The following is a 22271-nucleotide window of genomic DNA, read 5'->3' on the forward strand; positions in this document are numbered from 1 at the left end:
TTGAAATCAAAAATAAATCCTGCCGCTACCTATCGCGGACTATCGGTGGACGATGGTCGCGCGTGCCGGACTGTCTGACGGCATCGGCTTCCATATTCCCACCCCGTTTTGATCGATACCGTCAGCTCGAAATGAGCCCTGACGGTATTTTTTTTGGTCCAACCAATTGAAATAGCGTCGCTTTCCTTCAGATCCGCGGCCGAAATCGGCATGACGGTATCGAACCCAGAAGGCGGACAAATGCTGACCGATGCCGCGCTTAAGCATCTGAGACCAAAGGAAAAATCCTACAAGGTGACCGACCGGGACGGCATGTACGTCCTCGTCAGCACGAAGGGCTCGATCTCGTTTCGGCTCGACTATCGGATGAACGGACGCAGGGAGACCATCACCTTCGGCAAATACGGTCCGGCCGACCTGTCGCTTGCGCGGGCAAGAGAGCTCTGCATCGACGCCCGGCGCGCCATCAAGGAGGGGCGTTCGCCGGCCATCGAGAAGCAGCGCGCAAAGCGGCGCCTGATGGAAGCCAAGGCATTCGGCGAGTTCGGTGAGAAGTGGCTCACGGCGGCTCCCATGGCTGACAGCACCCGGGCCATGCGCCGTTCAATTTTCGAGCGAGAGCTGCTGCCGCCTTGGCGCAAGCGGCTGTTGTCCGAAATCACGCCGGACGATTTGCGAAAGCACTGTGCGGCCATCGTCGATCGTGGCGCGCCGGCGACCGCCATTCACGTGCGTGATATCGTCAAGCAGATCTACGGCTTTGCGATTCTGCACGGCGAGAAGGTCGCCAATCCAGCCGACGACGTCGGCCCATCCTCCATCGCGCAGTTCGTCCCTCGCGATCGCTCGCTGTCGCCGGCAGAAATCCGCATCATGCTCAAGCAGCTGGAGCACATTGCGACGCTCCCGACCATCCGGCTGGGCGTCAGGCTCTATCTCCTATCGATGGTGCGGAAAAGCGAATTGCAGGATGCGACCTGGGACGAGGTCGACTTCGAGAATGCCGTCTGGACCATCCCGAAGGAGAGGATGAAGCGGTCGAAGGCACACAACGTGTACCTCTCGCGCCAGATGCTCGATATCTTCATCGCACTGAAGACCTGTGCCGGCAACTCGCGATATGTGCTTCCATCCCGGTATGATGCCGACAGCCCGATGTCGCGCGCGACCTTCAATCGTGTCACCACCGCGGTCGTCGAGCGCGCCCGGAGTGAGGGGCTGCCGCTCGAACATTTCACGGTCCACGACCTCAGGCGGACAGCGTCGACGCTGCTCAACGAGCTCGGGTTCAACAGCGATTGGATCGAGAAGTGCCTGGCGCACGAGGATGGCCGCTCGTCGCGCGGGGTCTACAACAAGGCGGAGTACGAGCTGCAGCGCCGGCACATGATGCAGGAGTGGTCGAACATCATCGACGCGTGGGTTGGAGGTCAGAAATACGCGCCAACCCTCATTCCGCCTTCGATGCTGATCTTCGAGCCCGATCCGGCCCTTTGACCGGGCGGCTTTGTCGCAGGTTCACGTCTGGATGTGGAGCACGGGTGAGGGGAGTGCTCCGGCGCAGCGAAAGCCAGGCCTCCACCTCACTCAGGTCCCACACGACGCAGCGAGGGGAGAGCGCGAAGCGTCGCGGGAATTCACCGCGCTGCTCCATTTCGTAGATGGTGGTGTCGGCGAGAGGGACCATTTCACGCAGCTGATGCCGCCGGATTGTTCGTCTTAGTCCCGTGTCTTCGTGGCGAGCCATGATCGATATCCTTGTGCGAAACGCAGCAATTGAAGCCGATCGAACTCGAATGAAACAGGCATACGCCTGTCGGTAGGGCAATCGGAAAGCTCCGCCAGCGAATGGAAGCAATAGGGTGCTCTAGCGTACCCTGAGGTCAGACGTTGCAACACCTGCGGTCGGGTAACTTCCGCCGGTCGGTATCCTTTGACACAGGTTCTTCTCCCTCCGCCTTTCCGCCTCCGCGGGGGTCGGATTCGCCGCGGCGGGGGGACGAGAGCAGGGGCCTGTCGCCTCCCGTGGCGCCGGATTTGCGATCCGTGCAGGCCGGCGCGGACCGAAGAAGTCCGGAAGAATTTCCCGCAGCTCCGCACGCCAGTACCTCAGCACCACGCCAGCCGTCACGCACCGACGCAACACGTGTTGTGGGTCTTGGTCTACGACCGAGGCTGGCCGCTAAAGTCAATAAATATGATAGACAAGATAAATCTATTTCAAATAGCTCTATCGAGCCGGCGATATTTTGGGGTTTCGGGGGGAGGGCGGGACGTCGATGGTGTGGGAAATCGACCGTGCGCCCCCGCGAGGGCTTGCGGCCTTGCGCGACCCGTGGAATTTTTGCTGATCCAACAGCATGCGGACCACGGGACCGATGGCGGAAAAGAAGAAGGCCGGCAGGCCGGGACGGAAGCCGCCGCCGGGCGTGAAGAAGCAACTACTGACGTCGATGGACCCGGAGATCATCAGGAGGATCAAATCGGCGGCCGCGCTGCGCGAAACGACTGCCTCGCTGGTGATGGAGCAGGCGGCCGCGGAGTGGCTCGAGCGGCATCACGACGGGAAGAAATAAACGCGCAACGGCGCGCCCGCGATCGTCGAGCTGGCTTCCCGAAATAGACGTTGCCGTTGCGCCCGTTCCGCTTTTCGCATCGGCAATCCATTCGGTAATAGACTAAGTATATGATTGATTGAGCTTGCTGAAATATTCAACCCGTGAGACGATTTTGCTGCTTTCACGGGCACATGGTCTAGGAGACCAAGGCTAATCCGTCCAGAAAGTCGACCTACCGGGTCCAAAAGGGCGGCATCAGCACCTCGATGTTGAGCCGCAGGGAGCACGGGAGAGGAAAGCCCGCGGGGTTCCAACCTCGAGGGTAAGGGAAGGGACATGAATTTCATAAGGGGTGACGGGCGAATCGATTTCGCCAACCGTCTGGCGGCTTGCTGCGTCGGAAATCATGGTCTCCTCTTGTCGGAGGTCGATACAGGTGCCTAGCTATCTTGAGTTCTTCGCTGGCGGGGGAATGGTGCGCGCGGGCCTGGGCGGCCGGTGGAAGTGCCAGTTCGCGAACGATTTCGACCCGCTTAAGGTCAAGGTCTACGCTGACAATTGGGGCGACGCGGAAATCGTCGAGGGCGACATCCACGAGGTGGAGCCCCAAGATCTTGGTCGTCGCGTCGATCTCGCTTGGGCCTCGTTCCCTTGCCAAGACCTGTCAACTGCCGGAAACGGCCTTGGCATCGGCGAGGCGGCCGGCGCTAACCGCACCAGGTCCGGAACGTTCTGGGCGTTCATCGACCTGATGAAGGGGCTCAAGGCAAAAGGGCGGATGCCCCGCATCGTAGTCTTGGAGAATGTCGTCGGCCTCCTGACGATCAACGGCGGCGAGGAGTTCAAAACGGTCATTTCGTCGCTCGACAGGCTCGGCATGCGGGCCGGCGCGGTCGTCGTCGATGCTCGGCATTTCGTTCCGCAGTCACGGCCACGCGTCTTCATCATCGCAATCGCCAAGACGTCGACGCTGGCTCAAGAGCTCGTTCGCGAACAGCCGCATCCGATTTGGCATCCGGACACGCTGGTGAAGGCTGTCGGCAGGCTGTCGCCGCAATGCCGCGAGCAGTGGATCTGGTTCAATCTCGGCCCAGCGCCCGAACTCAACAAGACACTCAATCAGATCGTCAAGAGCAAGCCGATCGGCGTCGAGTGGCACACGCCCGCAGAGACCAAGCGCTTGGTCAGCATGATGTCCGATTCGCACAAACAGAAGCTTGCTGAAGCTAAAGGGTCCGGCAGGCGGATGGTCGGTACGCTCTCGCTGCGCATGCGGCCTTTGCACGGAAAGACCGTGCAACGCACTGAGATCTGTTTCCGCGGCTTGGCTGGCTGTCTCCGGACGCCGAAAGGCGGAGGTTCGAGGCCTCGCATTATCGTCGTCAAGGGGGGCAGCGTCAGGACGCGACTTCTCGCTTCATCCGAGGCGGCGGCTCTCATGGGGCTAAAGGCGAGCTATCAGCTACCTGACGTCTACGAGTACGCGTTCCGCGTCATCGGTGACGGTGTCGCCGTCCCAGTCGTGTCTTTCATCAGAGGCAAGCTGCTGACGCCGCTGCTGCGCTCGATCAAAAAACCTCGCGGGGCCGACGCGCCGAAGTCAAAGCGCGTGGCTCGCGGACGGGCGGAGAAGAGCCGGCGGGGCCAGCTCGAGCTGCGGGTCTGAGATGCGCGAAGACCTGCCCACCAGCCTGGCCGATTGGGAAGCCGCGCTGACGCGGCGCTTCTTGACCGCGGCGGGCGAGGGCGTCGGTCCGATCAGGTCATTCGATATTAGTCCGGAAACGCTCGCAATGGCGGTAGGCTTGGACGCTTCCGCCGGCGATCGAGCAGTACTGTCCTTCAAAAAAGCGCTGCTGGCCGACTGGAGCCTATACTCCGCCCTGGAGGATGGGAGTTTCGACAGAAAGCTCGCGCCCAACTGCCCCGGCTGCTTTGCGTACCTTGCGTTGACGATCTTCGTCGACAGCCAGCGGGACGGCGTTGGGGCCGCCGAATTCAGGCCGAAGCTCGCCGCATTCCTCGGCGTAGACAGATCCTTCTCGAAACTCACCGGCGTCGCCACCATGTGGAGGTCGTTGCGGGATTGGCTCGCGCGGCAGGTAAAGGCGGGAAAGCCGTTCCGAAAGCTCGTTCTGCCCGATGCGGACGGCTGGGTTCAGATCGGTTACACGTTGCGGCTGTCGTTTCCGTCGCGACGCGACCGCACGTTCCTAGGGAACTTCTTCGACGATAATCCTGGCATCGCGTCCGACGAGAAGGCGATGCTCGCGGGCCTGCGAAATGTAGTCGACCGCTCGAACGCGTCGAAAGGCCTTCACGACGCCTTCGACGAATTCTACGCCGCTTACGGGCAGGATCAGCGTTCGCTTGCAGACCACCGATTTTGGAAGCTGGTGTTGTCGGTCGCGTCCGCGCGGAATGTGCAGATGCCGATTAACGCCTCCTTGGAGGTCTATCCCGACGAAGATGGTCTGCTTAACTTCAGGGTCGACGTCGCCGACAAGTCAGACCTCGCGAGCGTGCATGCAACGCTGCAATTGGCCGTGGCGGCGATCGCGAGGCTCGGCCCGTCAAACCTGCAGAAAGTGGCGGACGTCGGATATATCGTCTTCAAGCGCATCGGCACGTCCCGATGGAGCGCCGTGCCCAGGTTTTCCGATTGCCGCGGCGAAGTGAAGGTCGGTCTCTGTAGTCGTCTCACGGCAGCGGTCGGCACGAAGCTAGGCGCGCTTCGGCTCAGCGGCGACTGGAGCCTGACCGTCGATCCGGTCTCCATAGCACGGGCGGAAGACGCGCTCCGCCGACTGCTTGCGAAAGGTGAGTTTCCGCAAATCATTTCCAGCGCGGCAGTGGTCGGAGGCGTACGCACGGATCACCACTGGCTCGGTCGTCGTTCGGTCCTGCCGATGATCGTGACAGATCTCGGCTTGCCTACGATCGTGGCCGAAGGAGATGACGACGCTCCGGCGCTTGTCTGCAACGAGATCGAGCCGAACAGGTACGCGATCAAGGCGCGGCGCGCGGTCGGCGGCGCGTTCGAGCTCAGGAGCTCCGCGAGCACCGCGGCGCGGCTTCGTTTCGTGGCGGACGCGTTTTTGCACGATGGCCAAAGGACCACAAATCTTGTAGACGCGCCCGAGTGGAACGACAGCGTCAAAATGCTCGGGCAGTCGGCCGAGCCGCCCCAAGATTGGGACTCCGTTCCGGAAGCGCTCGACGACCTTCTCGAAGCCGTCTACGCCGGCGGGCGCAGAGGCTGGGCGGAAATCGACCTGATTCCGCTGCTTGAACGGATCCTTCCGGCCGACATAAGCCCATGGGACTTCCTGCGCAGCCTGCAGGACGCCACGATCCTGACGCCGCTCCTGCGGGCGCGTTATCGCGGCCGCACTTGGATTCTGGGCCAGGCGTCGTTGGTGCCGCTTCGATCTCGCACCCAAGATTTCGTCTTGACGGACGGTTGCGTCCCGGCGCTTCAGCGTCGCGATTTCAAGCAGGCCGTCAAGGCGCTCGGTGGCCGCGTCTTCAGGCGAATGCGGTCGCCGTGGAGCGTTCCCCTGATGGGCGCTACCGGCGTTCCGATCGAAAGGTTGCGCCAGCAGCTCGATTGGCCGCTCAAATCGCCGACGATGCCGGGACGGCGTTCCGCCGCATTCGCTGACGAGCCGCAGCGGCGACTGGAGGCCTATCGAAGAGAGTACCTCTGGTCGTGGGACGCGGGCCGTTTCGCCTCCGAAAGCGCTCCCTCCCGCGTCCGGCTCGCGCGTTGGGTTCATCTCGGAGGACGCGATCACGATGTCTACGTGGTCTCCATGGCCGGCCGCGATCGGATGTTCGTGTCTCGCTGCGGCTCCATCGTCGACGCGCACATGCAAGCCGGCAAGGCAATGTACCGCTTCGAGACGGATCGGTTGATACGCACCGGGCGCGACGGCTTTCTGCCCGACCAGATCGCGCATTGGCTGCGGTATGAAAATTTGGCCAATCCGCAACCGGCGGGGTCCGGCGGCTACGCATATGAGGCAAGTCGTAGCCAGGCGGTGATGATCGCGAAGCTTCTGCTTGGCGCCATAGACGCGGGGGAAACCCTCCGTCCGTCCTGGGACGCCGTCGCCTCGGCGAGGCGCAGCGGGTTCGCAGAACGATTGATCTTCACGGACGGGCGCATCGCCTCAGGCAGGACGCCGTACGGTACGACGCAACGGAGCAACGCATGAGCGCGAGCAACACATTTCTGGTCGGACAATGCACGCGGGTGCGCGACAACGTCTTCATGAAGGCGCGCGCGCAATCGGTCGACGGCGTGATGCGGGATCTCACCCACACAGCGCAGGCGGAATTCCCGCCGGAAGGAGAAATCGAACTACGCGGAGCGCGAGCCTTTCTCAAGCAGGACGATTGGGTGATCGCCAAGCCCGTGCTCGACGGACCGCCTCGGCGTCAGCGTTGGGTGTCGCCTACCGCGAGGAAGCTTCTTCCGTTCGAAGATCTCAGCGGCATGACCGGATCGGAGGCGGCGCGCAGGCTTCTGGTCGAAACCGGCCTGCAGGACAATTTCGTGGGCGAAAAGATTTACCGCATCGGCGCCGACGAAATGATCATGGTGAAGATGGTCAAGTCGGATGACGGACGGACCCGCGCCACGGCGGCCGACATGGCGCGGCTTCCAGTGTACGCGTTTGATCCAGCCAAGATTCTCGCCATTCCGACGCCCGGCGGTTCCATCTCGCTGATGGAGAAGAACCATCAGTCTCCGGAGACCAGACTCGCGAATTGGATGAGCGACGCGCAATACGTCGAGCAGATCGTTCGGTCGGCGCTCGCCGGCGACGACGACGAGCAGAAAGCGCGGGCGGCGATCGGGGCGACGCTGCTGGCGCACGCCGGCAGGCTCGGAAGCCTGCTCTCCGGAGCCGGGGAGCCCGATCCCGAAGTGTTGCAGGAGATCTCGCGATCCCGGCGCCTGGGCGAGATCGTGACCTCCCGGCCGGCGCTTGTCGCCGACTTCATGCAGGTCCTCCAGCGGGATCCATCGATCAGAGCGCGCATCGATGAGGAGATCGCTCGATTGACGTCCGGCGCCGTCGAGGCCAAGCGCGTGGCGCTGACCGCCGAGCTGACAGCTTCGATGGAGGCGGAGTTCGCGGCCGTGAGGCGCGAACGCGGTGCGAAGCTCGAGGCGGAGCTGCGTGACCTCGAGACCTCCAGCTTGCAGGAGTTGCAGGCGAGGTTGGATGCGCAGCAGGACACGGCGCTGTCGTCCTTGGAGATGAAGAGATCGAGCCTCGAGAGGGCCGTCGAGGAGCTGCAGAACTCGCGCGACGCGCTGCTCGACGAGAACCGCGCCAAGGCAGGCGAGATCGACGCTATCAACGCCGACATCACCCGGCTGTCCTTGGAGGCCGTGGACCGCAAGGAGGACGTCGACCGTCTCCTGCGCATGGAGCAGGTGCTTCGGAAGGTGGGCGACCGCGCCAGCGCTCCGACGGCGGGGCCGCTCATGCCGCTCACAAGCCCTTCGCCGTCGGCTCGCCCGCTGGCAGTTGGTGAAATTTCGGATTGGCTCAAGGAGTCGCACTTGCTCACGGATGCAGGTCGGCGAGGGGCAGCACGCGTCGCCGCCCTCATCCTGAGCGGCGGTGTGCCGGTCGTCGATGGCCCTGAGGCCGACGACGTGCTCGATGTGCTCGCGTCGATGCTGGCTGCGGGCGTCGTTACCGCGTTCGATTGCGATCCGACGGTGATCAGCTACGAGGATCTTTGGCGCCGTCCGGGAAGCGGCGAGCCGACGGCGATCGGGCAGGCGCTCTCCGACGTGAGGAAAACTTCGACCGTAAGGCTCTGCGCGATCCGGCGTGCCGATCTGGCGCCGGCGCAATTCTGGATCGACACACTGAGGCGCGCCGGCAAGCAAAAAAGCTTTCCGAACGGCTTTCTCCTCTGTGTGACGCGCGGAGGGGAGGACGAGTCAGAGACCGCAGGTTCGCCCTTGTCTTTCCGAGCAGAAGGATGGCTCGAACGGAACGCCGGAGCGGCCGCCGTGGCGTCGTTGGCCGACGAGAGTTTTCTGCGCTTCGTCGATGCTTCCGGCGTCGCCGCCGATCAGTCGGCGGCATTGGCGCTCATCGGGTCCGCGCGCGTGTCGATCACGAACGCCAAATGGCTGGCCGGATTCGCGCCGACCGCCAAAGCGATCCTCAAGGGCGATGCGGGTGCGTTTTTGAAGGAAGTCCTGGACTCCTTTTCCGCGGACGCGAAGCCCAAGCATCTCAAACTGATAGACAACGGAGGACCGTCGCGTGCTTGACCCAATCGGCGGCTTCGAACGCATCAAGGACTTCTTCATCTCGTATGTCGAGACCGCGTTCCGCATATCGAATGGGGATGTCGCGGCTGGGCGCCGAGCGCTTCTCGAAGCTGACGGCGCGCTCGCCACGGCTCCATTCATCGAACCCGTTCCGCGTTATCGCCAATACGACGACCCGCTAGAGAAGGTGATCGACGACCCGCGCCTCTCCCATCTGTCGAAGCAGGGACGGGAGGCTTTTGTCGAGTTGGCGCTGTCAGGCCTGTTCGACGGCAAGAACTCGAAGGGTGCTGTCAAGCGTGCATCGAAGTACAACCCGTACATCCATCAGGTCGAGATGCTCTTCCGCGGCTCTCGTGCCGGGCAGCCGGGAATCGTCACGTCCGGCACGGGCTCGGGAAAGACCGAGAGCTTCATGCTGCCGATCCTCGCGACCATTGCCAACGAGGCGGTGACGTGGCCGGCTCCCGGGCCGAGCTTCCTCCAGGAGAGATGGTGGGGGGGCGGCGATGCGTTCGTGCCGATGCGCCGCCACGAAAGCCAGCAGCGGCCAAAGGCGCTCCGCGCCATCATCCTGTACCCAATGAACGCTTTGGTCGACGACCAGATGGTCCGTCTGCGCCGGACATTGGATTCCGACGAAGCGCGCACCGTGATGGACGAGCGGTTCGCTGGAAACAGGATCTTCTTCGGACAGTACACGAGCGCTACGCCGGTCACAGGCTACGAAAAGCATCCGCGGAAGTCCCAGGATAAGGCTGAGAAGGCGAGGCGTGCGAGACGGGGCGAGCATCTCCGCGAAGACATGCGCCGGTTCGAAAGCGACCAGGACGCCGCACGCGAGCACGACCGGGAGGAGCGCCTGAAGGCCGCGGCGGCGGGCAAGAAAGCGCCGGATGCGACGCGCTTCATCTTTCCGTCCGTGGACGGCGGCGAGATGGTGAGCCGCTGGGACATGCACCGCGCGCCGCCGGACATTCTCGTCACCAACGCCTCCATGCTGGGAACGATGCTGTCGCGCGAGGTCGAGGACAAGATCTTCGAGGCGACGCGGGAGTGGCTGGCGAACGATCCGGAGGCGTACCTTTTCTTGGTCGTCGACGAGCTCCATCTCGTCCGCGGGTCTGCCGGCACGGAGGTATCGTTCCTCATCAAGTCACTGCTGCAGCGCTTGGGTCTCGACGATCCGAAGAAGCTCCACAAGCTTCGCGTCCTCGCGTCCAGCGCGTCGCTCCCGTTGGACGGCGACAACAGGGCGCGCAGTCTGCAGTACCTCCACGATCTGTTTGCGCCATACGGCACGAGCGAAGGCCCGGCCGACGCCGGCAAACAGGACATCGGCTTTTGGCTGGACTGCGTCGTGCCCGGAGAGCCCCACCTCGATCAGGTCAAGCTGAGGACGCTTCCGACGGCGCCTTTCGAGATGCTCGTGGACGCCTCGGATCCGGATGGCGTGCGTCTCGTGCGGGACGTCAAGCCGACGAAGGAAGTGAAGGCCGCGTTGGCGTCCGTCGCGGCAGCCATGGGCCTCAATGCCGCAAGCGCGGATTTCGTGCCCAAGCTTTCGGCGCGCGCCGCCGAAATGCTGACGAGCGCATGCGTCGTCGAGGGGAATCTGCGGGCGACGGCAGTCGACGAGCTCGCGGAAACGCTTTTCGGCTCAAGGACCGCCATGAAGGCGCTTCGCGGGCTTCTGCTCGCCCGCGCGCTTCCGGAAAGCGAAGGTCATGAAGCCGAGACTCCGGTGGGGCTGCCGTCTTTCCGCTTCCACGGCTTCATCCGGAATGTCGAGGGCCTGTTCGGATCGATCGATCTCGGAAACGCCGGCGCCCGCATCGCGGACCTCACGATGGAGCGCGGCGTCTCCCACGGCAAGCCGGCCCAAGGCGAAGTGCGGGGACGTCGGCTTTTCGAACTTCTCTACTGCGAGGCCTGCGGCGAGCTCTTGCTGGGCGGCCAGCGCGGATCCTCCTCCGGAAGCACCAAGGTCACCGAGCTTCTGCCTTCTGCGGCGAACCTGGAGGCCATCCCGGAGAAGACCGGGTCCGAATACTACGACAAGATGACCTGGGAGCAGTTCGCGGTGTTCTGGCCCAAGACGGCGGAGCCCCGGACGTCGGAGCGCGGCTACGACCGCTGGGACAGGGCGTCGTTGGATCCGACATCCGGAGCCGTCACCGAGCGCGACGACGTTCCAGCCGGCCATATCGGCGGCTACGTCTATTTCCAGACCGACGACGCGATGGAGAACGCCAGGGGAAAGCAGGTCCGGCTCAGAATGGCGCAGCCGTTCTGCTGCCCGAAGTGCGGCACGGACTATTCCCTCAGAAAGCGCACCGGGCGCGCCAATTCACCGATCCGCGCGTTCAGGACAGGCGTCGGCAAGGCGTCACAGATGGTCGCGACCGAGCTATTCGAGCTGCTGCACGCGATCGGCGCTCAGGCGAAGAGCATCGTCTTTTCCGACAGCCGGCAGGACGCCGCCAACCAGTCGCTGGAGATCGAGCGGCTTCATCTTAGGGACCTTCGCCGAGAGATATTGGTGACGGCCGCGCGGGAGTGTCTGGCGGAGGCGCAGGCGAAGTACGTTAGCGATGAGGAAAGGCAGCGGCTTCTCGGCGAACTCAAGGGCGACATGAAAGCCATGATGGCCCGAATGGCCGAGTGGACTAAGATCGACGACGAGCTCAAGGACATCGACCTCGGCTCAAGGAAGATCCGCCTGGACTATCTCTTGCAGTACGGCAGCCGCGGCGACGCGCTTTCACGCATCACGGCCGAGTTCGTCGGGCTCGGCATCCATCCGTTCGACGAAGTCGGGCGCGAGGAGTTCGACGACAAGCCGTGGTGGAATGCCTTCGCCCGCTCCGGCGGCGTCAGCCGTTTTTCTCCCGATCTGGCGGCCGATCAGCGGCTCGATCTCGAGAGGAAGATCATGGAGAACCAGTACGAGCTGGTCGAGGACGTGATCTTCGCCAACACGTTCTTCGCCCTGGAGGAGACGGGGCTTGCGTATCCGTCGCTGTCGCGCGAGTCGACCGACAAGTCCCGGAAGCTAGACGCCTGGCTGCGCGTGTTCGCCAGCGCCACCAGGGTCCGGGAGGGCAAATTTTTCGACCGCCACGACTTTCAGACCTGGGACAAGCCGAGCGTCGTGCCGCAGAGGAACAGGGTCCGGCGGTTCGCCAACAAGGTCTTCGGGGCGTCGGTAGACGCAGGCTTGAAGCAGGTTCTCGACGATCTCGCCGCAATCGGGCACAAGGGCGGGGTCATCGAAATCGGAAAGCTCCATCTGCGCGTCGCGGAGGCCGGCGATCCGTTCTGGCGATGCGAATCCTGCGAACGCGTCCATCTTCACAGGGGCGAGCAGATCTGCACGCGCTGTCATCTTCCGTTGCCGGACACGCAGACCGGAACCGTCGAGAGCTTGTGGGATTCGAATTTTCTCGGCCGACGCATCGTCCGCGGCAGCGGCCAGGGCATCAAGCGCTTCCGCCTGAGATGCGAGGAGCTGAGCGGACAAACCGAGGATTTCTCGGATCGCCTGCGTCGCTTCAAGGACATCTTCGTCGGGCAGACCAACGAGGTCGGACGGCTCGCCGAAGAAATCGACATGCTTTCGGTGACCACCACGATGGAGGTTGGCATCGACATCGGGTCGCTGCAAACGGTCTACCAGGCGAACATGCCGCCGCAGCGGTTCAACTATCAGCAGCGCGTTGGCCGCGCGGGCCGCCGCGGCCAGGCGTTCTCCTTCGTCACGACCTTCTGCCGCGGTCGCAGCCACGACGCCTTCTACTTCCGACATCCGGAATCAATCACTGGCGACGCGCCGCCGCCTCCGTTCCTTGCGGTGGACCACGACCCCATCCCGCACAGGCTCCTTCGAAAGGTCTGGTTGCGTGCCGCCTTCGCCGTGGTGAGGGACGACTGCATAACCCGCGGCGAGCCGTTCCCGGGCGACGATCTCGTGCCGCCCGATGTGCACGGAGAGTACGTTCCCACCGGTCCCTTCTACGAGGCCGGCTCGTTGTGGCCGGACCGGCTGCTGCAGGGCTTGCGCCAGACGCAGGAGATCCGGGACGGGTTCGTGAACTCCGCGGTGCTCGATGCGGCTCAACGGAAGAGGCTTTTCGCCGAGGCGACGCCGGAGAAGCTCATCGCCGAAATCATGTCAAAGAGGGAGGCAGCCCCACGCGACAGCGCGGGCCTGGCGCAATTCCTGGCCGAGCAGGGGCTGTTGCCCATGTACGGAATGCCGACGCGCGTGCGGGAGCTCTACCTGAAGATGCGCACTAAAGGGGCGGGCTCCGAGGAAGAGCTGTCGTGGCTGTCGATGGACCGCGACCTCGACATGGCGATCTTCGAATTCGCGCCCGGCAGCATGCTCGTCAAGGACAAGCAGAAGCACAAGGTCGTCGGCTTCACCGGCAATCTCATCGATCCCGAAAGGCGGGGAAACAAGATCGTCGTTCATCCGCCGATGACCAGTTGGATCAGCGAGTACGGGTACGTGGGATCGTGCCTCGCATGCGGCGCCGCCACACATGAGCGCGAGGCTCCAGCCGGCGCCGTGCGGTGCGAGGACTGCCACGGCGACCTGCTTCCAGCCGACTTCCGTCACTACGTCTCTCCGATGGCGTTCAGGACCGACTTCAGGCCGGAGGCCGGCGACCTCGACGAGATCGGCATCATGTCAACCAGGACCGTCGCGACGGTCGCCCGCGAGGGTAAACCGCAGGACGTCGGCAGCATCCGGATCCACGCCGGGGCCGGCACGACCATCATGCAATTGAACGACGGCCGCCCGAACGAGCTGGGCGAGCAGGAGCTTTTTACCGTCGACATCATGACCGACCAGGAGGTGGTTCAGTTCCGGAAGAGCCTGCAATTGCCGATGCAGGCGATCGACCAGGGAGTCTCCATCGACCGCAAGAACATGCGTTTCCTGAAGACCGACGACGGCGTGGGTCAGTTCGGGCTTTTCGCGAGGAAGGCCACCGACGCCGTCTTCGTCGAGGCGATGAAGTTCAACCAGCGGCTCAACATCGACCTCGTCGCGAAGGCCGGCGAACGAACGCACATCGCCGCGAGGGCGGCGGCCATCAGCGCGACGCATCTTCTGGTGCAGAAGGCCGCGCTCGAGCTCGACGTGGCGCCCGACGAGTTCGAAGCCCTAGAGCCGCGGCTGCGCCACGGTCGGCCGCTGCTGCAGATCGCCGATACGCTGATCAACGGCTCCGGACTTTGCCGTCGGCTTTGCCAGGCCGACGCTGGGGGACGTCCCGACATCGCGCGAATGATCGAGGAGATACTGACCGCGAAGAACGAGTGGCCGCTGGTAGACTTCATGGACGCCGACCACGAGGCGCAGTGCAACACGTCCTGTTACATGTGCATCCAGCAGTACCAGAACCGACGGTATCATCCGCTGCTGGACTGGCGGCTCGGCTTGGCCTACCTGCGCGCGATGACGGATCCCGGCTTTCAGTGCGGCCTTGATGGGGATTTCAATACTCATCCCGAGCTCGAGGGCTGGCTGCCGAAGGCGCATGCGTTGGCGGAATCCGTCGCTTCGATGCGGCCTCGGTTCTGGCGAGCGGAGCCGGCAGGGCCGATGGGGCTGCCGTGCCTCATCGAGACCGATGGGCAACAGCGCGTCAATCGGCGTTTAATCGTCATCCATCCGCTTTGGCGCGCGGATCCGACCCTGCTGACTCGGCTGGGCGTCGCGTCCGCCGGCGTCCGTACGTTGCCGATCGACACGTTCGACCTAGAACGTCGGCCGCTGCGCGCGCTCGAAATGGCCGGCGAGAGGCCGCCTGCGCCGCCGTTCATAGCGAACGTTGCCGCCAGCTAGTATCGGCGGCGACGAATAGACGGCGGAGGATCCTGGCTAGCTTGGCGGGATCTTTTGCCTGGCATTCCCAGATCACCGCGCAGCGCCAGCCGATCTTTTTCAGGAGCCTGCCAGTCTCTCTGTCACGCAAGGCGTTTCTTAGAAGTTTCTTTGTCCAATATTCGACGTTGGTCTTGGGCATTCGCGCTCTAGCGCAGCTTTGGTGTGAATGCCAAAAGCAGCCGTTCACGAATAGGGCCGTGCGCCAGCGCGGGAATACCAGGTCGGGCTTTCCCGGCAAATCGGAGCGATGAAGCCGAAAGCGAAGCCCCATGGCATGTGCTGCTCGCCTTACTGCCATCTCAGGGGCGGTGTTCTTGGACTTGACTTGCGCCATTGTCCAGGAGCGATGAGCGGGGTCTTCCTTCCGAGACATCTTCCGGCCTGGCGTTTTGCTTGACGATCGGAGATGGCTGCGTCTTCTCATGTCAATCTCCGTCGTTCTGTGTCCTCAGCAGCGAGTTTCTATTTCATCAAATCCCGCCGTTCGCCGATCGGAAGATGTTTTTTGCCAGCGGCCAACACGGAGATGTTCTAATGTCTTCCCCGGCTACAAGGCACCAATCGTGCGCAATGGCACCGATGGCCGGGAGTTCGCGACCGCGCGGTGCGTGCCGTCCGTCGGGCCAAGCCATCTTGCAGGCCACGAAGCAACGCGCCGAGGAGCTGCAGGCGAAAGGCAAGACGGTCGACTTCAAAAAACTGCTCCGGATGGAGCCGGACGGCGGCACTATCAACATCCGCAAGGTGAGCGTAAACACTGGGCGCGCTGGCTCGGTGCGGAAAATATATGCGTGGTTAGGTTTACCAGTTTTTGAAGTATGACACCATCGACGGCAAGAAAGTGCCAGTCTGGTTGGCGCCCGACGAGAGCAGGCCGCTGCTGGCGTTCGCCGGCCTCTGGACCAATTGGACCTCCGTCCGCAAGGCGAGGGAGGGCGAGGTCACTGTCGATGTCTATGGCTTCCTGACGTGCGAGCCGAACGCCGAGGTCGGCCGCGTACATCCCAAGGCGATGCCGGTGATCTTGACGTCTCCCGTGGAGTGTGACGCCTGGCTGCGCGCCCCTTGGGACGAGGCGAAAGCGCTGCAGCGGCCGCTGCCAGACGGCGCGCTACAGATCGTGGCGACCGGGCCGAAAGAGGACGCCGCGCCTTTCGGCTAGCGTTCGGCGTGGCCCTGCCGAACTGGTAAGAAACGCCGGAGCCCCGACGATTGCGAATCCCTGCTGCGCGGCAACTGCTCGGAACGAGCAGGCGGGTGGAAGGATTCATTCAGCAGGAGCGACTTCGATGCTGATGACGACGGAACGACGGGCGGCAATCCGTAGCCTGCGCGGCTGGGCGATCTCCGTGCTGCAGGAGGCGGGAGCGATCCAGGAATGCGAAGAGCATGGCTGGGCGAAGGAGCGGGCTGACCCGCATGCGCGGGAGCGAGCCCTTCAGATCGCGACGCAGGATCCGCCGACTGGCGTTTCTCGCGAAGATGCGGTCGCGGAAGTTCGCCACGTGCTGGATTCGATCGGCGATACCTGCCCGGAGTGTCCGCCCGAGTAACGTCGGCGGGCCGATCTATTCGTGGGCGCGGCGTAGTGCGTCTCTGAGCTTCTCCCGCTCGGCCTCCCAGCGCCAGTCCTCGGCTTCAATCCGCTTCTCGAGATCGCGCCGCTCGGCTTCGAGATTCCCAAGCCGCTCATCGTGCTCCCGCTGCGCGGCATCCAGCGCCGCTTGCGCTTTCGCGATCAGCTTTTCGCGCCGAGCCCGTTCCTTCTCCCTGATAGCCTCCTCTTTGCGCCGCTCGGCGTCTCGACGCCGCTGTTCGCGGTCGAACTGCGCGGCGGCCTTACGCGAATCTTCAACGCTCACCTTTGGAGCCGCACGCCGCTTTGCCTCCGGACGCTTGGCCTTCCTTTTCGGAGCACGTGGCTCATGATCCAGATCGGGCAATTCGGACTGCTCGGCAAATCGTCCTGTCGACCCGGCGGGACGCTTCAGAACCACGCCCGGCTTTGCCATGGTGGCGGCAACGACGTCCGGATCTTCGGTCTCCGTGGCGGCTCCCTGGTGGAAGAGATTGCTGCCGGCGCCCCATGCCTTCAGCGCGGCCTTCATGGAGGGCGCCGCGATCGCGAGATCGTAGAAACCAAGTGAGGTCTGATAGGTCTTCAGCTTACGCGGCACCGGAGCTTACCTAGGCGACTGTGAGACTGCAGCATACCACGTGGCGTAGGGCGTGTTCCGTGCCATGTGGCGGTTCAGATCGGGCGAGCCGTCGCTCCACCAGACCGGTCCCCGCTCGCCCAGCGCTCTCTTAGCGTGATCCACGGCGCGGTGGGCTGCGGCTTCGGCATCTGGATCTTTCGAAGCTTTGGCGGCCCGAACCGCGCGCCTGGCCGACATGAGCTGCGTGGTCAGCTGAGCTCTTTTGTCCTCGCTGATGGCAGGATCGGTCATGCGCCAGAGGCGGCCGCGGACGACGAAGTAGCGTCCATCCGGAGTTACGGGATACTTCAAGCCGACTTCCGCTGCCGGCCGGATGCCTGCTTCTTCGCCGACGCCTCCTTGCCGGCGGTCTTCTTTCCCGCGATCGGCATCAGCATCTCCTTCTGCCCGGCGGCAGCTTTCTTCGGCTTCTTCGCCGGTTTAGCAGCCGCCTCCGTCGGTGGTGCCTTCTGCCCGACCGACCGCCGCAGCGCCTCCATCAGATCGACGACATTCTCGCCCTTCGGCCGATCCTTGGGGCGGATCGTCTTGCCCGCACGCTTCTGGTTGATCAGGTCGATCAGCGCGGTCTCATAGTGGTCCTCAAACTTCTCTGGCGCGAAGGTGCCAGCCTTCTGCTCGACGATGTGCCGCGCGAGATCCAGCATGTCCTTGGTGATCTTCACGTCCTGGATCTCTTCGAAATACTCCTGCTCCGATCGCACTTCATAGGGATAGCGGAGCAGCGTGCCGACGAGGCCCTTGTCCATCGGTTCGAGCGCGATGATGTGCTCGCGGTTGGTGAGCACGATCCGGCCGATCGCGACCTTGTTCATCTCCCGGATGGTCTCGCGGATCACGGCGAAGGCATCGTGACCGACTTTGCCGTCGGGACGCAGGTAGTAGGGGCGGATCAGATAGCGCGGGTCGATGTCCGCCTTGTCCACGAACTCGTCGATCTCGATCGTGCGCGTGGACTCAAGGGCGATCTCCTCGAGCTCCTCCTTCGAGACCTCAATGTATTGGCCCTTCTCGAGCTCATAGCCCTTGACGATGTCCTCGTTAGGGACCTCTTCGCCCGTGTCAGCGTCGACCTTCACGTACCTGATACGGTGGCCGGTCTGCCTGTTCAGCTGGTTGAACGAGATCTTCTCGGACTCGGACGTGGCTGGGTAGAGGGCTACCGGGCACGTGACGAGCGACAGACGCAGGAAGCCTTTCCAGTTGGCGCGGGGGGCCATTTACGCGGAACTCCAGGGTTGAAGCGGTCCGGATTCAAGACGTTTGGACGGGGTGGGTTCCGACGCCGTTACGGCGAGCAGGGGAATTGACGTTCAACCCAATTGGGACGGAAGAGCCTTCGTCCATCAAACCCCCGGGTATTGTGTCGCTCGCCGGAGGCACTCGCGCGAAGGCCGCCTCCGCTTTACTGCGGCGCCGCTATGCTGCCTTCGCGCGGGTGCCTTTTTATCCGGTCTCGCGACTGCACTCGGTCCCGGGTCCCTCCGCTCGCGCGGCGGCCGCTATGCTGACCCTCCTGCGGGTGCCTTCTCTGCCTTCGCTCCGCTTCGGCATGAGCTCGGCCATCCACGGTGCGCCATTTCATTACCGAGCAAAGATCGGATCGAGCGGCTGCCCTTTTTCGGCTGCTACTGTGTTTCAGCAGTTTCCGCTTATGGGAGCAGATGGAAGCGAAGCGAGTCGCGCGAACGGAAGCCGCTATGGCCCGGCAATTTTTCGATAGGTCACATGGGCGGTCGCGAATGGAAGCCCGGCGCGGCCGGCTGATCCGCGAACGATACAGGCGTTGTCGTCGATGAGATAAAACCAGTCGTCAAAATTCAGCTTTGTGGTTTTGCCGTCGGACTGCGGTGTGTCCCTCGTGTAACGCCAATGGAATGCGCAACCGGACTGCTCGCCTTCCGCCTCTCCGTCGAGGTGTGGCTCTAACCCCTTGTACTTGCAGGGGCCAAGCTTTTGGATCGTCCAATTGAGCGTGTCCTCGTGTCCATCATCGAAGCGGTAGGTCTCGACGAAGTGAACGACCTGCTTCGCCTCGTCCCATTGGCCCTCCGCCGTGATCGTCGCGCGCTTCAGCAGACCGCCGATCAGGCTTTCAAGCACGGCCCATCCTTCCAGCCTTCCATGGAAGAAGCGCTCCGGCCGGAAGATCGGCGTGGTGCCGTCGAATTGCTTGATGGACATTGGCTGCTCCCTGGAATGGAAACGAACCACGCAGCAGACGTCAGGTTCCGCTGCATCCGCTCAACACAATGAGCGTCTCGGGATGTGGCCCGCATGTCAGAGGAAGAGTGCAGGCCGGATTGGCCGTGACGGGTTGGAAGCGGCGAGAGAGTTCTGCCGCGCCCGTCGCGGAGATCTGCGATGCAGGGACGGAGAGTTGGAGCGCGCGTCGGTGAGGGCCGGGCGAGCCTCTACGAGGAGATCACGAGCAAGATCATCGGCGAGCTGGAGACTGGCCGCGTGCCCTGGGTCCAGCCCTGGGGGAAAATGGCGACGAAGGCTCAGTTGGCGTTGCCCCGCAATGCTACTACGGGGCGGGCGTACTCGGGAATCAACGTTCTGATCCTCTGGGGGGCCGTGATCGAGCGTGGGTTTACCGGCCAGAGCTGGCTGACGTTTCGGCAGGCGCTCTCGGTGGCGGGCCATGTGCGTAAGGGTGAGCGTGGTGTTACGGTCGTCTATGCCGATCGCTTCGTGCCGTCGGATGAGCGGCAGCGTGCCCGCGAGACTGGTGAAGACGCGCAGGCCATTCCGTTTCTGAAGCGGTTTACGGTTCACGGCCCAGGTCACCGAGAACGTCTTCGATACTCCGTCGGGACGTTTCCTCTTGGTGCCCCAGGGAGCGCGGCTGATCGGGGTCTACGATAGCCAGGTGACGGCCGGACAGTCGCGTGTGCTTCTGGTCTGGACCCGGCTGATCATGCCCAATGGCCGCTCGATCGTGCTCGAAAGGCAGCCGGGCGCTGATGCTGGTGGCTACTCAGGTTTATCGGACGAGGTCGACAGCCATTGGAAGGAACTGATCGGTGCTGCGCTCCTTTCGACCTCGCTCTCGGTCGGAAGCGAGGTGAATGCAGGCGCAAACCCAAACACGAACAACGCCACCATCATTCAAACGCTGCGCCAGGGCTTTGGCAATGCCATGAGCCAGACCGGCCAACAGCTCGTCCGCCAGCAGATGAACATCCAACCGACGTTAACTGTGAGGCCAGGACTTCCGGTCCGGGTGATCGTCAACAGGGATCTCGTGCTCGAGCCGTATCGCGGATAGGAAGACAGCACATGAAGCTGAAAATAGCGGCGTTGCCAGACGAAAAACCGGTGAAAATCACCGTCGAGATCCCGGCGGCGGTACATCGCGATCTGCTAATATACGCTGAGCTCGTAGCATCGCAGTCCAGTCAAGAAGCTGTAGATCCTGGCCGCTTGGTAGTCGCCATGGTCAGGGGATTTATGGGAGCGGATCGTACGTTTGTGAAATTGAAGGGCCGGGCGTCGGGGCCTCCTGGAAAAAAATAATCTGCGCTTCAATAAAACGAGTGGTGCACGAAGCTGTGCTGAGCACGGCTCGCAACGCAAGATGATTCCGGCTTACGCTGGCCAGAGCGTCGTGGATAGCGGAGGCCAGCTTGGCGGGGAACATCGAAATCAGCGGGCTGACCACGCCGCTCCTCACACGACAAGATCGATAGTGAGAAGTAGGAGGCTGGAAGCGAGGCCAAAAAATGGCACCCACATTGGGCAAATGAACGCCCCAGACGGCGGCGCCTCGTTTCTACGTTTGATTCGGATCAGCGCGACATTAACGACCGCGAAAACAACGAGAGTGAAGCGTGCCGTTAAATCTGCAAGTCCACTAAGCGGGACGGCTAGTGAGAGCACCAGGATCGCTCCAATGCCGAATGCCGTAGCTAGAAGCGGTGTGTGCGTCACCGAATTCAGCTGTGCGAAGACCTTGGGCAAATTGCCCTGATCAGCGAGACCGTAGATCACGCGGCCAATCATGATCATGTGAACAATGATCCCGTTGAGTGTGGCCACAACAGCAATTGCGCTCATTGTAACGAGCGGGAGGCCCGTCAGCCGCTCGAAGACAAGCGCGAGTGGAGCCGAGGAGCGTGCGAGTTCTTGTGGGGGCACCGCCGTCACCGCGATCCACACAACCAGCGCGTAGATCAGCGCTGTCAAGCCGAGGGTCAGGAACAGCGCGCGGGGCAGGGTACGGCTCGGGTCCTTCATTTCTTCCGCAACGTTGACCAGATGCTCGAAGCCGATGAAGGAAAAGACCGCGATGAGCGTCGTTCCGCCGATTCCAATCCAGGCCGTCGCATCTCGTGCTGAAGGCCAAATTTCCGGGAGGCGGGTGACAACATCGGTCCCGTGACCGAGGCCGGCAACGATAATCAGCACGAGGCCGCCCACCTCGACGAGCGTCATGATTCCGGCGAAAGTGATCGACTGTACCGTAGCGAGACATGCCACGACACCCATCGCAAGTACCACGCCAGAGATGATCCATGGAGCCGAAATAGGCAGAAACACCGCAACATAGCCCGCACTGCCAACGCTGATGGTCGCGGCCGAGATTGTTGCGGTCGCGACCACGAGAAGCCCGACCGCGAGGCTGAGCCATTCGCGATGAAAGGCGGCCTGCACATAGGCCGCCTCGCTGGCGCTCACCGGCATCCGCGTTCCCAATTCGGCGAATGATGCTGCACTGAACGCCATCACAAGTGCTGCGCCGATGAAGGCGAGTGGCGCATGCATACCACTACGTGCTGCGGCGATCCCGACAAGGACGTAAATTCCTGCTCCGATGGTGACGCCAAGGCCATAAAGCACCGCATGGGTCAGCGTCAGTGACCGCAAAAGGCGCTGCGACCCGCCCGGCGAGTCAGCAGCCTCGATAGACATTCGACGTTCTCCTCGGATGGAATGATACGTGCACCCTGCGTATCCTCAGGGCAAGACGATCTCGATCGCAATTCGATTGAGGAAGGGTTTGATCAAAATCAGGGCCCATCCAAGAGGCCGTCATGCTCTCAGCCAGCCGCTGACCGTAAAGTGCACCAGCCCATGAAGCGAAAGCAACCAAGATCAACCCCGGGACGACGCGAACAGCATAGCCGTTGTTCACTCTGCTGTGGCGTCGTTCAGACGCATGCAAGTCGCATCAACTCCGTTGACTCCGATCGGCAGCCACTACGGTTCCATCGACCTGGGCTTTCGATTGACCATCCTCGCATTTGCGGTCGCATGTTGAGCCAGCGCAAGTATCG

Annotated in this window: 15 protein-coding genes and 3 pseudogenes; 11 read left to right on the forward strand and 7 right to left on the reverse strand. The window is 62.8% G+C overall.

What is annotated here, in order from left to right:
* Nucleotides 1-240: 240 nt before the first annotated feature.
* On the forward strand, nucleotides 241-1497 hold the full coding sequence (locus tag QQL87_RS07160) for a tyrosine-type recombinase/integrase (RefSeq protein ID WP_284417676.1): 1257 nt from the start codon (nucleotides 241-243) through the stop codon (nucleotides 1495-1497).
* Here the strand turns inward: QQL87_RS07160 and QQL87_RS07165 are convergent.
* Nucleotides 1451-1747, reverse strand: a complete 297-nt coding sequence (locus tag QQL87_RS07165) for a helix-turn-helix transcriptional regulator (protein WP_284417677.1) — start codon at nucleotides 1745-1747, stop codon at nucleotides 1451-1453. The genes QQL87_RS07160 and QQL87_RS07165 overlap by 47 nt on opposite strands.
* A 631-nt stretch (nucleotides 1748-2378) precedes the next feature.
* Between QQL87_RS07165 and QQL87_RS07170 the strand changes: the two genes are divergently transcribed.
* The 5 genes from QQL87_RS07170 (at nucleotide 2379) to QQL87_RS07190 (ending at nucleotide 14728) form a co-directional block, all read left to right on the forward strand.
* Entirely contained in the window at nucleotides 2379-2576 is a 198-nt protein-coding gene (locus QQL87_RS07170; RefSeq protein ID WP_284417679.1) for a hypothetical protein, read from the forward strand.
* A gap of 418 nt (nucleotides 2577-2994) precedes the next feature.
* Nucleotides 2995-4224, forward strand: a complete 1230-nt coding sequence (locus QQL87_RS07175; RefSeq protein ID WP_284417681.1) for a DNA cytosine methyltransferase — start codon at nucleotides 2995-2997, stop codon at nucleotides 4222-4224.
* Between the two features lies 1 nt (nucleotide 4225).
* Complete coding sequence (locus tag QQL87_RS07180) at nucleotides 4226-6778, forward strand: hypothetical protein (RefSeq protein WP_284417682.1); 2553 nt, start codon at nucleotides 4226-4228, stop codon at nucleotides 6776-6778.
* Nucleotides 6775-8868: an AAA family ATPase gene (locus QQL87_RS07185; protein ID WP_284417683.1), complete on the forward strand. Its 2094-nt coding sequence runs from the start codon at nucleotides 6775-6777 to the stop codon at nucleotides 8866-8868. Before QQL87_RS07180 ends, QQL87_RS07185 begins: the two co-directional genes overlap by 4 nt.
* On the forward strand, nucleotides 8861-14728 hold the full coding sequence (locus QQL87_RS07190) for a DEAD/DEAH box helicase (protein WP_284417684.1): 5868 nt from the start codon (nucleotides 8861-8863) through the stop codon (nucleotides 14726-14728). The genes QQL87_RS07185 and QQL87_RS07190 overlap by 8 nt, the downstream gene beginning before the upstream one ends.
* Here QQL87_RS07190 and QQL87_RS07195 read toward each other — a convergent pair.
* Nucleotides 14703-15194: a very short patch repair endonuclease gene (locus QQL87_RS07195; protein ID WP_349817265.1), complete on the reverse strand. Its 492-nt coding sequence runs from the start codon at nucleotides 15192-15194 to the stop codon at nucleotides 14703-14705. The genes QQL87_RS07190 and QQL87_RS07195 overlap by 26 nt on opposite strands.
* Before the next feature lie 136 nt (nucleotides 15195-15330).
* On the opposite strand from QQL87_RS07195, the pseudogene QQL87_RS07200 reads away from it, so the two are divergent.
* A pseudogene (locus QQL87_RS07200) lies at nucleotides 15331-15932 on the forward strand (SOS response-associated peptidase family protein).
* A 127-nt stretch (nucleotides 15933-16059) separates the two neighbouring features.
* A complete protein-coding gene (locus QQL87_RS07205) occupies nucleotides 16060-16323 on the forward strand; it encodes a hypothetical protein (RefSeq protein WP_284417686.1) in 264 nt (87 codons plus the stop codon).
* Between the two features lie 15 nt (nucleotides 16324-16338).
* On the opposite strand, the gene QQL87_RS07210 is transcribed toward QQL87_RS07205, so the two are convergent.
* From QQL87_RS07210 to QQL87_RS07225, 4 genes are all read right to left on the reverse strand, one after another.
* Nucleotides 16339-16947 (reverse strand): cell envelope biogenesis protein TolA, encoded by a 609-nt coding sequence (locus QQL87_RS07210; RefSeq protein WP_284417688.1) that lies wholly within the window; start codon nucleotides 16945-16947, stop codon nucleotides 16339-16341.
* A gap of 6 nt (nucleotides 16948-16953) precedes the next feature.
* Nucleotides 16954-17280: a hypothetical protein gene (locus tag QQL87_RS07215; protein WP_284417690.1), complete on the reverse strand. Its 327-nt coding sequence runs from the start codon at nucleotides 17278-17280 to the stop codon at nucleotides 16954-16956.
* Entirely contained in the window at nucleotides 17277-18209 is a 933-nt protein-coding gene (ku, locus tag QQL87_RS07220; RefSeq protein ID WP_284417691.1) for a non-homologous end joining protein Ku, read from the reverse strand. The genes QQL87_RS07215 and ku overlap by 4 nt, the downstream gene beginning before the upstream one ends.
* Nucleotides 18210-18687: 478 nt before the next feature.
* The gene (locus tag QQL87_RS07225) at nucleotides 18688-19173 is read right to left on the reverse strand and encodes a DUF3833 family protein (RefSeq protein WP_284417692.1); all 486 of its coding nucleotides are present in this window, start codon (nucleotides 19171-19173) and stop codon (nucleotides 18688-18690) included.
* Nucleotides 19174-19353: 180 nt separating this feature from the next.
* On the opposite strand from QQL87_RS07225, the pseudogene QQL87_RS07230 reads away from it, so the two are divergent.
* The 3 genes and pseudogenes from QQL87_RS07230 to QQL87_RS07240 all read left to right on the forward strand — a co-directional run.
* A pseudogene (locus QQL87_RS07230) lies at nucleotides 19354-19771 on the forward strand (ArdC-like ssDNA-binding domain-containing protein); the annotation flags it as partial.
* Nucleotides 19763-20263, forward strand: a pseudogene (locus tag QQL87_RS07235) (TraB/TrbI/VirB10 family type IV secretion system protein); the annotation flags it as partial. The pseudogenes QQL87_RS07230 and QQL87_RS07235, both read left to right, overlap by 9 nt.
* Before the next feature lie 11 nt (nucleotides 20264-20274).
* Nucleotides 20275-20511: a DUF2274 domain-containing protein gene (locus QQL87_RS07240; protein WP_284417693.1), complete on the forward strand. Its 237-nt coding sequence runs from the start codon at nucleotides 20275-20277 to the stop codon at nucleotides 20509-20511.
* A 153-nt stretch (nucleotides 20512-20664) separates the two neighbouring features.
* Here the strand turns inward: QQL87_RS07240 and QQL87_RS07245 are convergent, their stop codons facing one another.
* Complete coding sequence (locus QQL87_RS07245) at nucleotides 20665-21906, reverse strand: APC family permease (RefSeq protein WP_284417694.1); 1242 nt, start codon at nucleotides 21904-21906, stop codon at nucleotides 20665-20667.
* Between the last annotated feature and the right edge of the window lie 365 nt (nucleotides 21907-22271).

Source organism: Bradyrhizobium sp. SSBR45G (assembly GCF_030159255.1).
GTDB lineage: Bacteria > Pseudomonadota > Alphaproteobacteria > Rhizobiales > Xanthobacteraceae > Bradyrhizobium.

Excerpts from the sequence above, each read along its gene's own strand:
- QQL87_RS07160 (WP_284417676.1), top strand. The coding sequence starts at position 241 with ATGCTGACCGATGCCGCGCTTAAGCATCTGAGACCAAAGGAAAAATCC.
- QQL87_RS07165 (WP_284417677.1), bottom strand. The coding sequence starts at position 1,747 with ATGGCTCGCCACGAAGACACGGGACTAAGACGAACAATCCGGCGGCAT.
- QQL87_RS07170 (WP_284417679.1), top strand. The coding sequence starts at position 2,379 with ATGGCGGAAAAGAAGAAGGCCGGCAGGCCGGGACGGAAGCCGCCGCCG.
- QQL87_RS07180 (WP_284417682.1), top strand. The coding sequence starts at position 4,226 with ATGCGCGAAGACCTGCCCACCAGCCTGGCCGATTGGGAAGCCGCGCTG.
- QQL87_RS07185 (WP_284417683.1), top strand. The coding sequence starts at position 6,775 with ATGAGCGCGAGCAACACATTTCTGGTCGGACAATGCACGCGGGTGCGC.
- QQL87_RS07195 (WP_349817265.1), bottom strand. The coding sequence starts at position 15,194 with ATGAGAAGACGCAGCCATCTCCGATCGTCAAGCAAAACGCCAGGCCGG.
- QQL87_RS07205 (WP_284417686.1), top strand. The coding sequence starts at position 16,060 with ATGCTGATGACGACGGAACGACGGGCGGCAATCCGTAGCCTGCGCGGC.
- ku (WP_284417691.1), bottom strand. The coding sequence starts at position 18,209 with ATGGCCCCCCGCGCCAACTGGAAAGGCTTCCTGCGTCTGTCGCTCGTC.
- QQL87_RS07225 (WP_284417692.1), bottom strand. The coding sequence starts at position 19,173 with ATGTCCATCAAGCAATTCGACGGCACCACGCCGATCTTCCGGCCGGAG.
- QQL87_RS07240 (WP_284417693.1), top strand. The coding sequence starts at position 20,275 with ATGAAGCTGAAAATAGCGGCGTTGCCAGACGAAAAACCGGTGAAAATC.
- QQL87_RS07245 (WP_284417694.1), bottom strand. The coding sequence starts at position 21,906 with ATGTCTATCGAGGCTGCTGACTCGCCGGGCGGGTCGCAGCGCCTTTTG.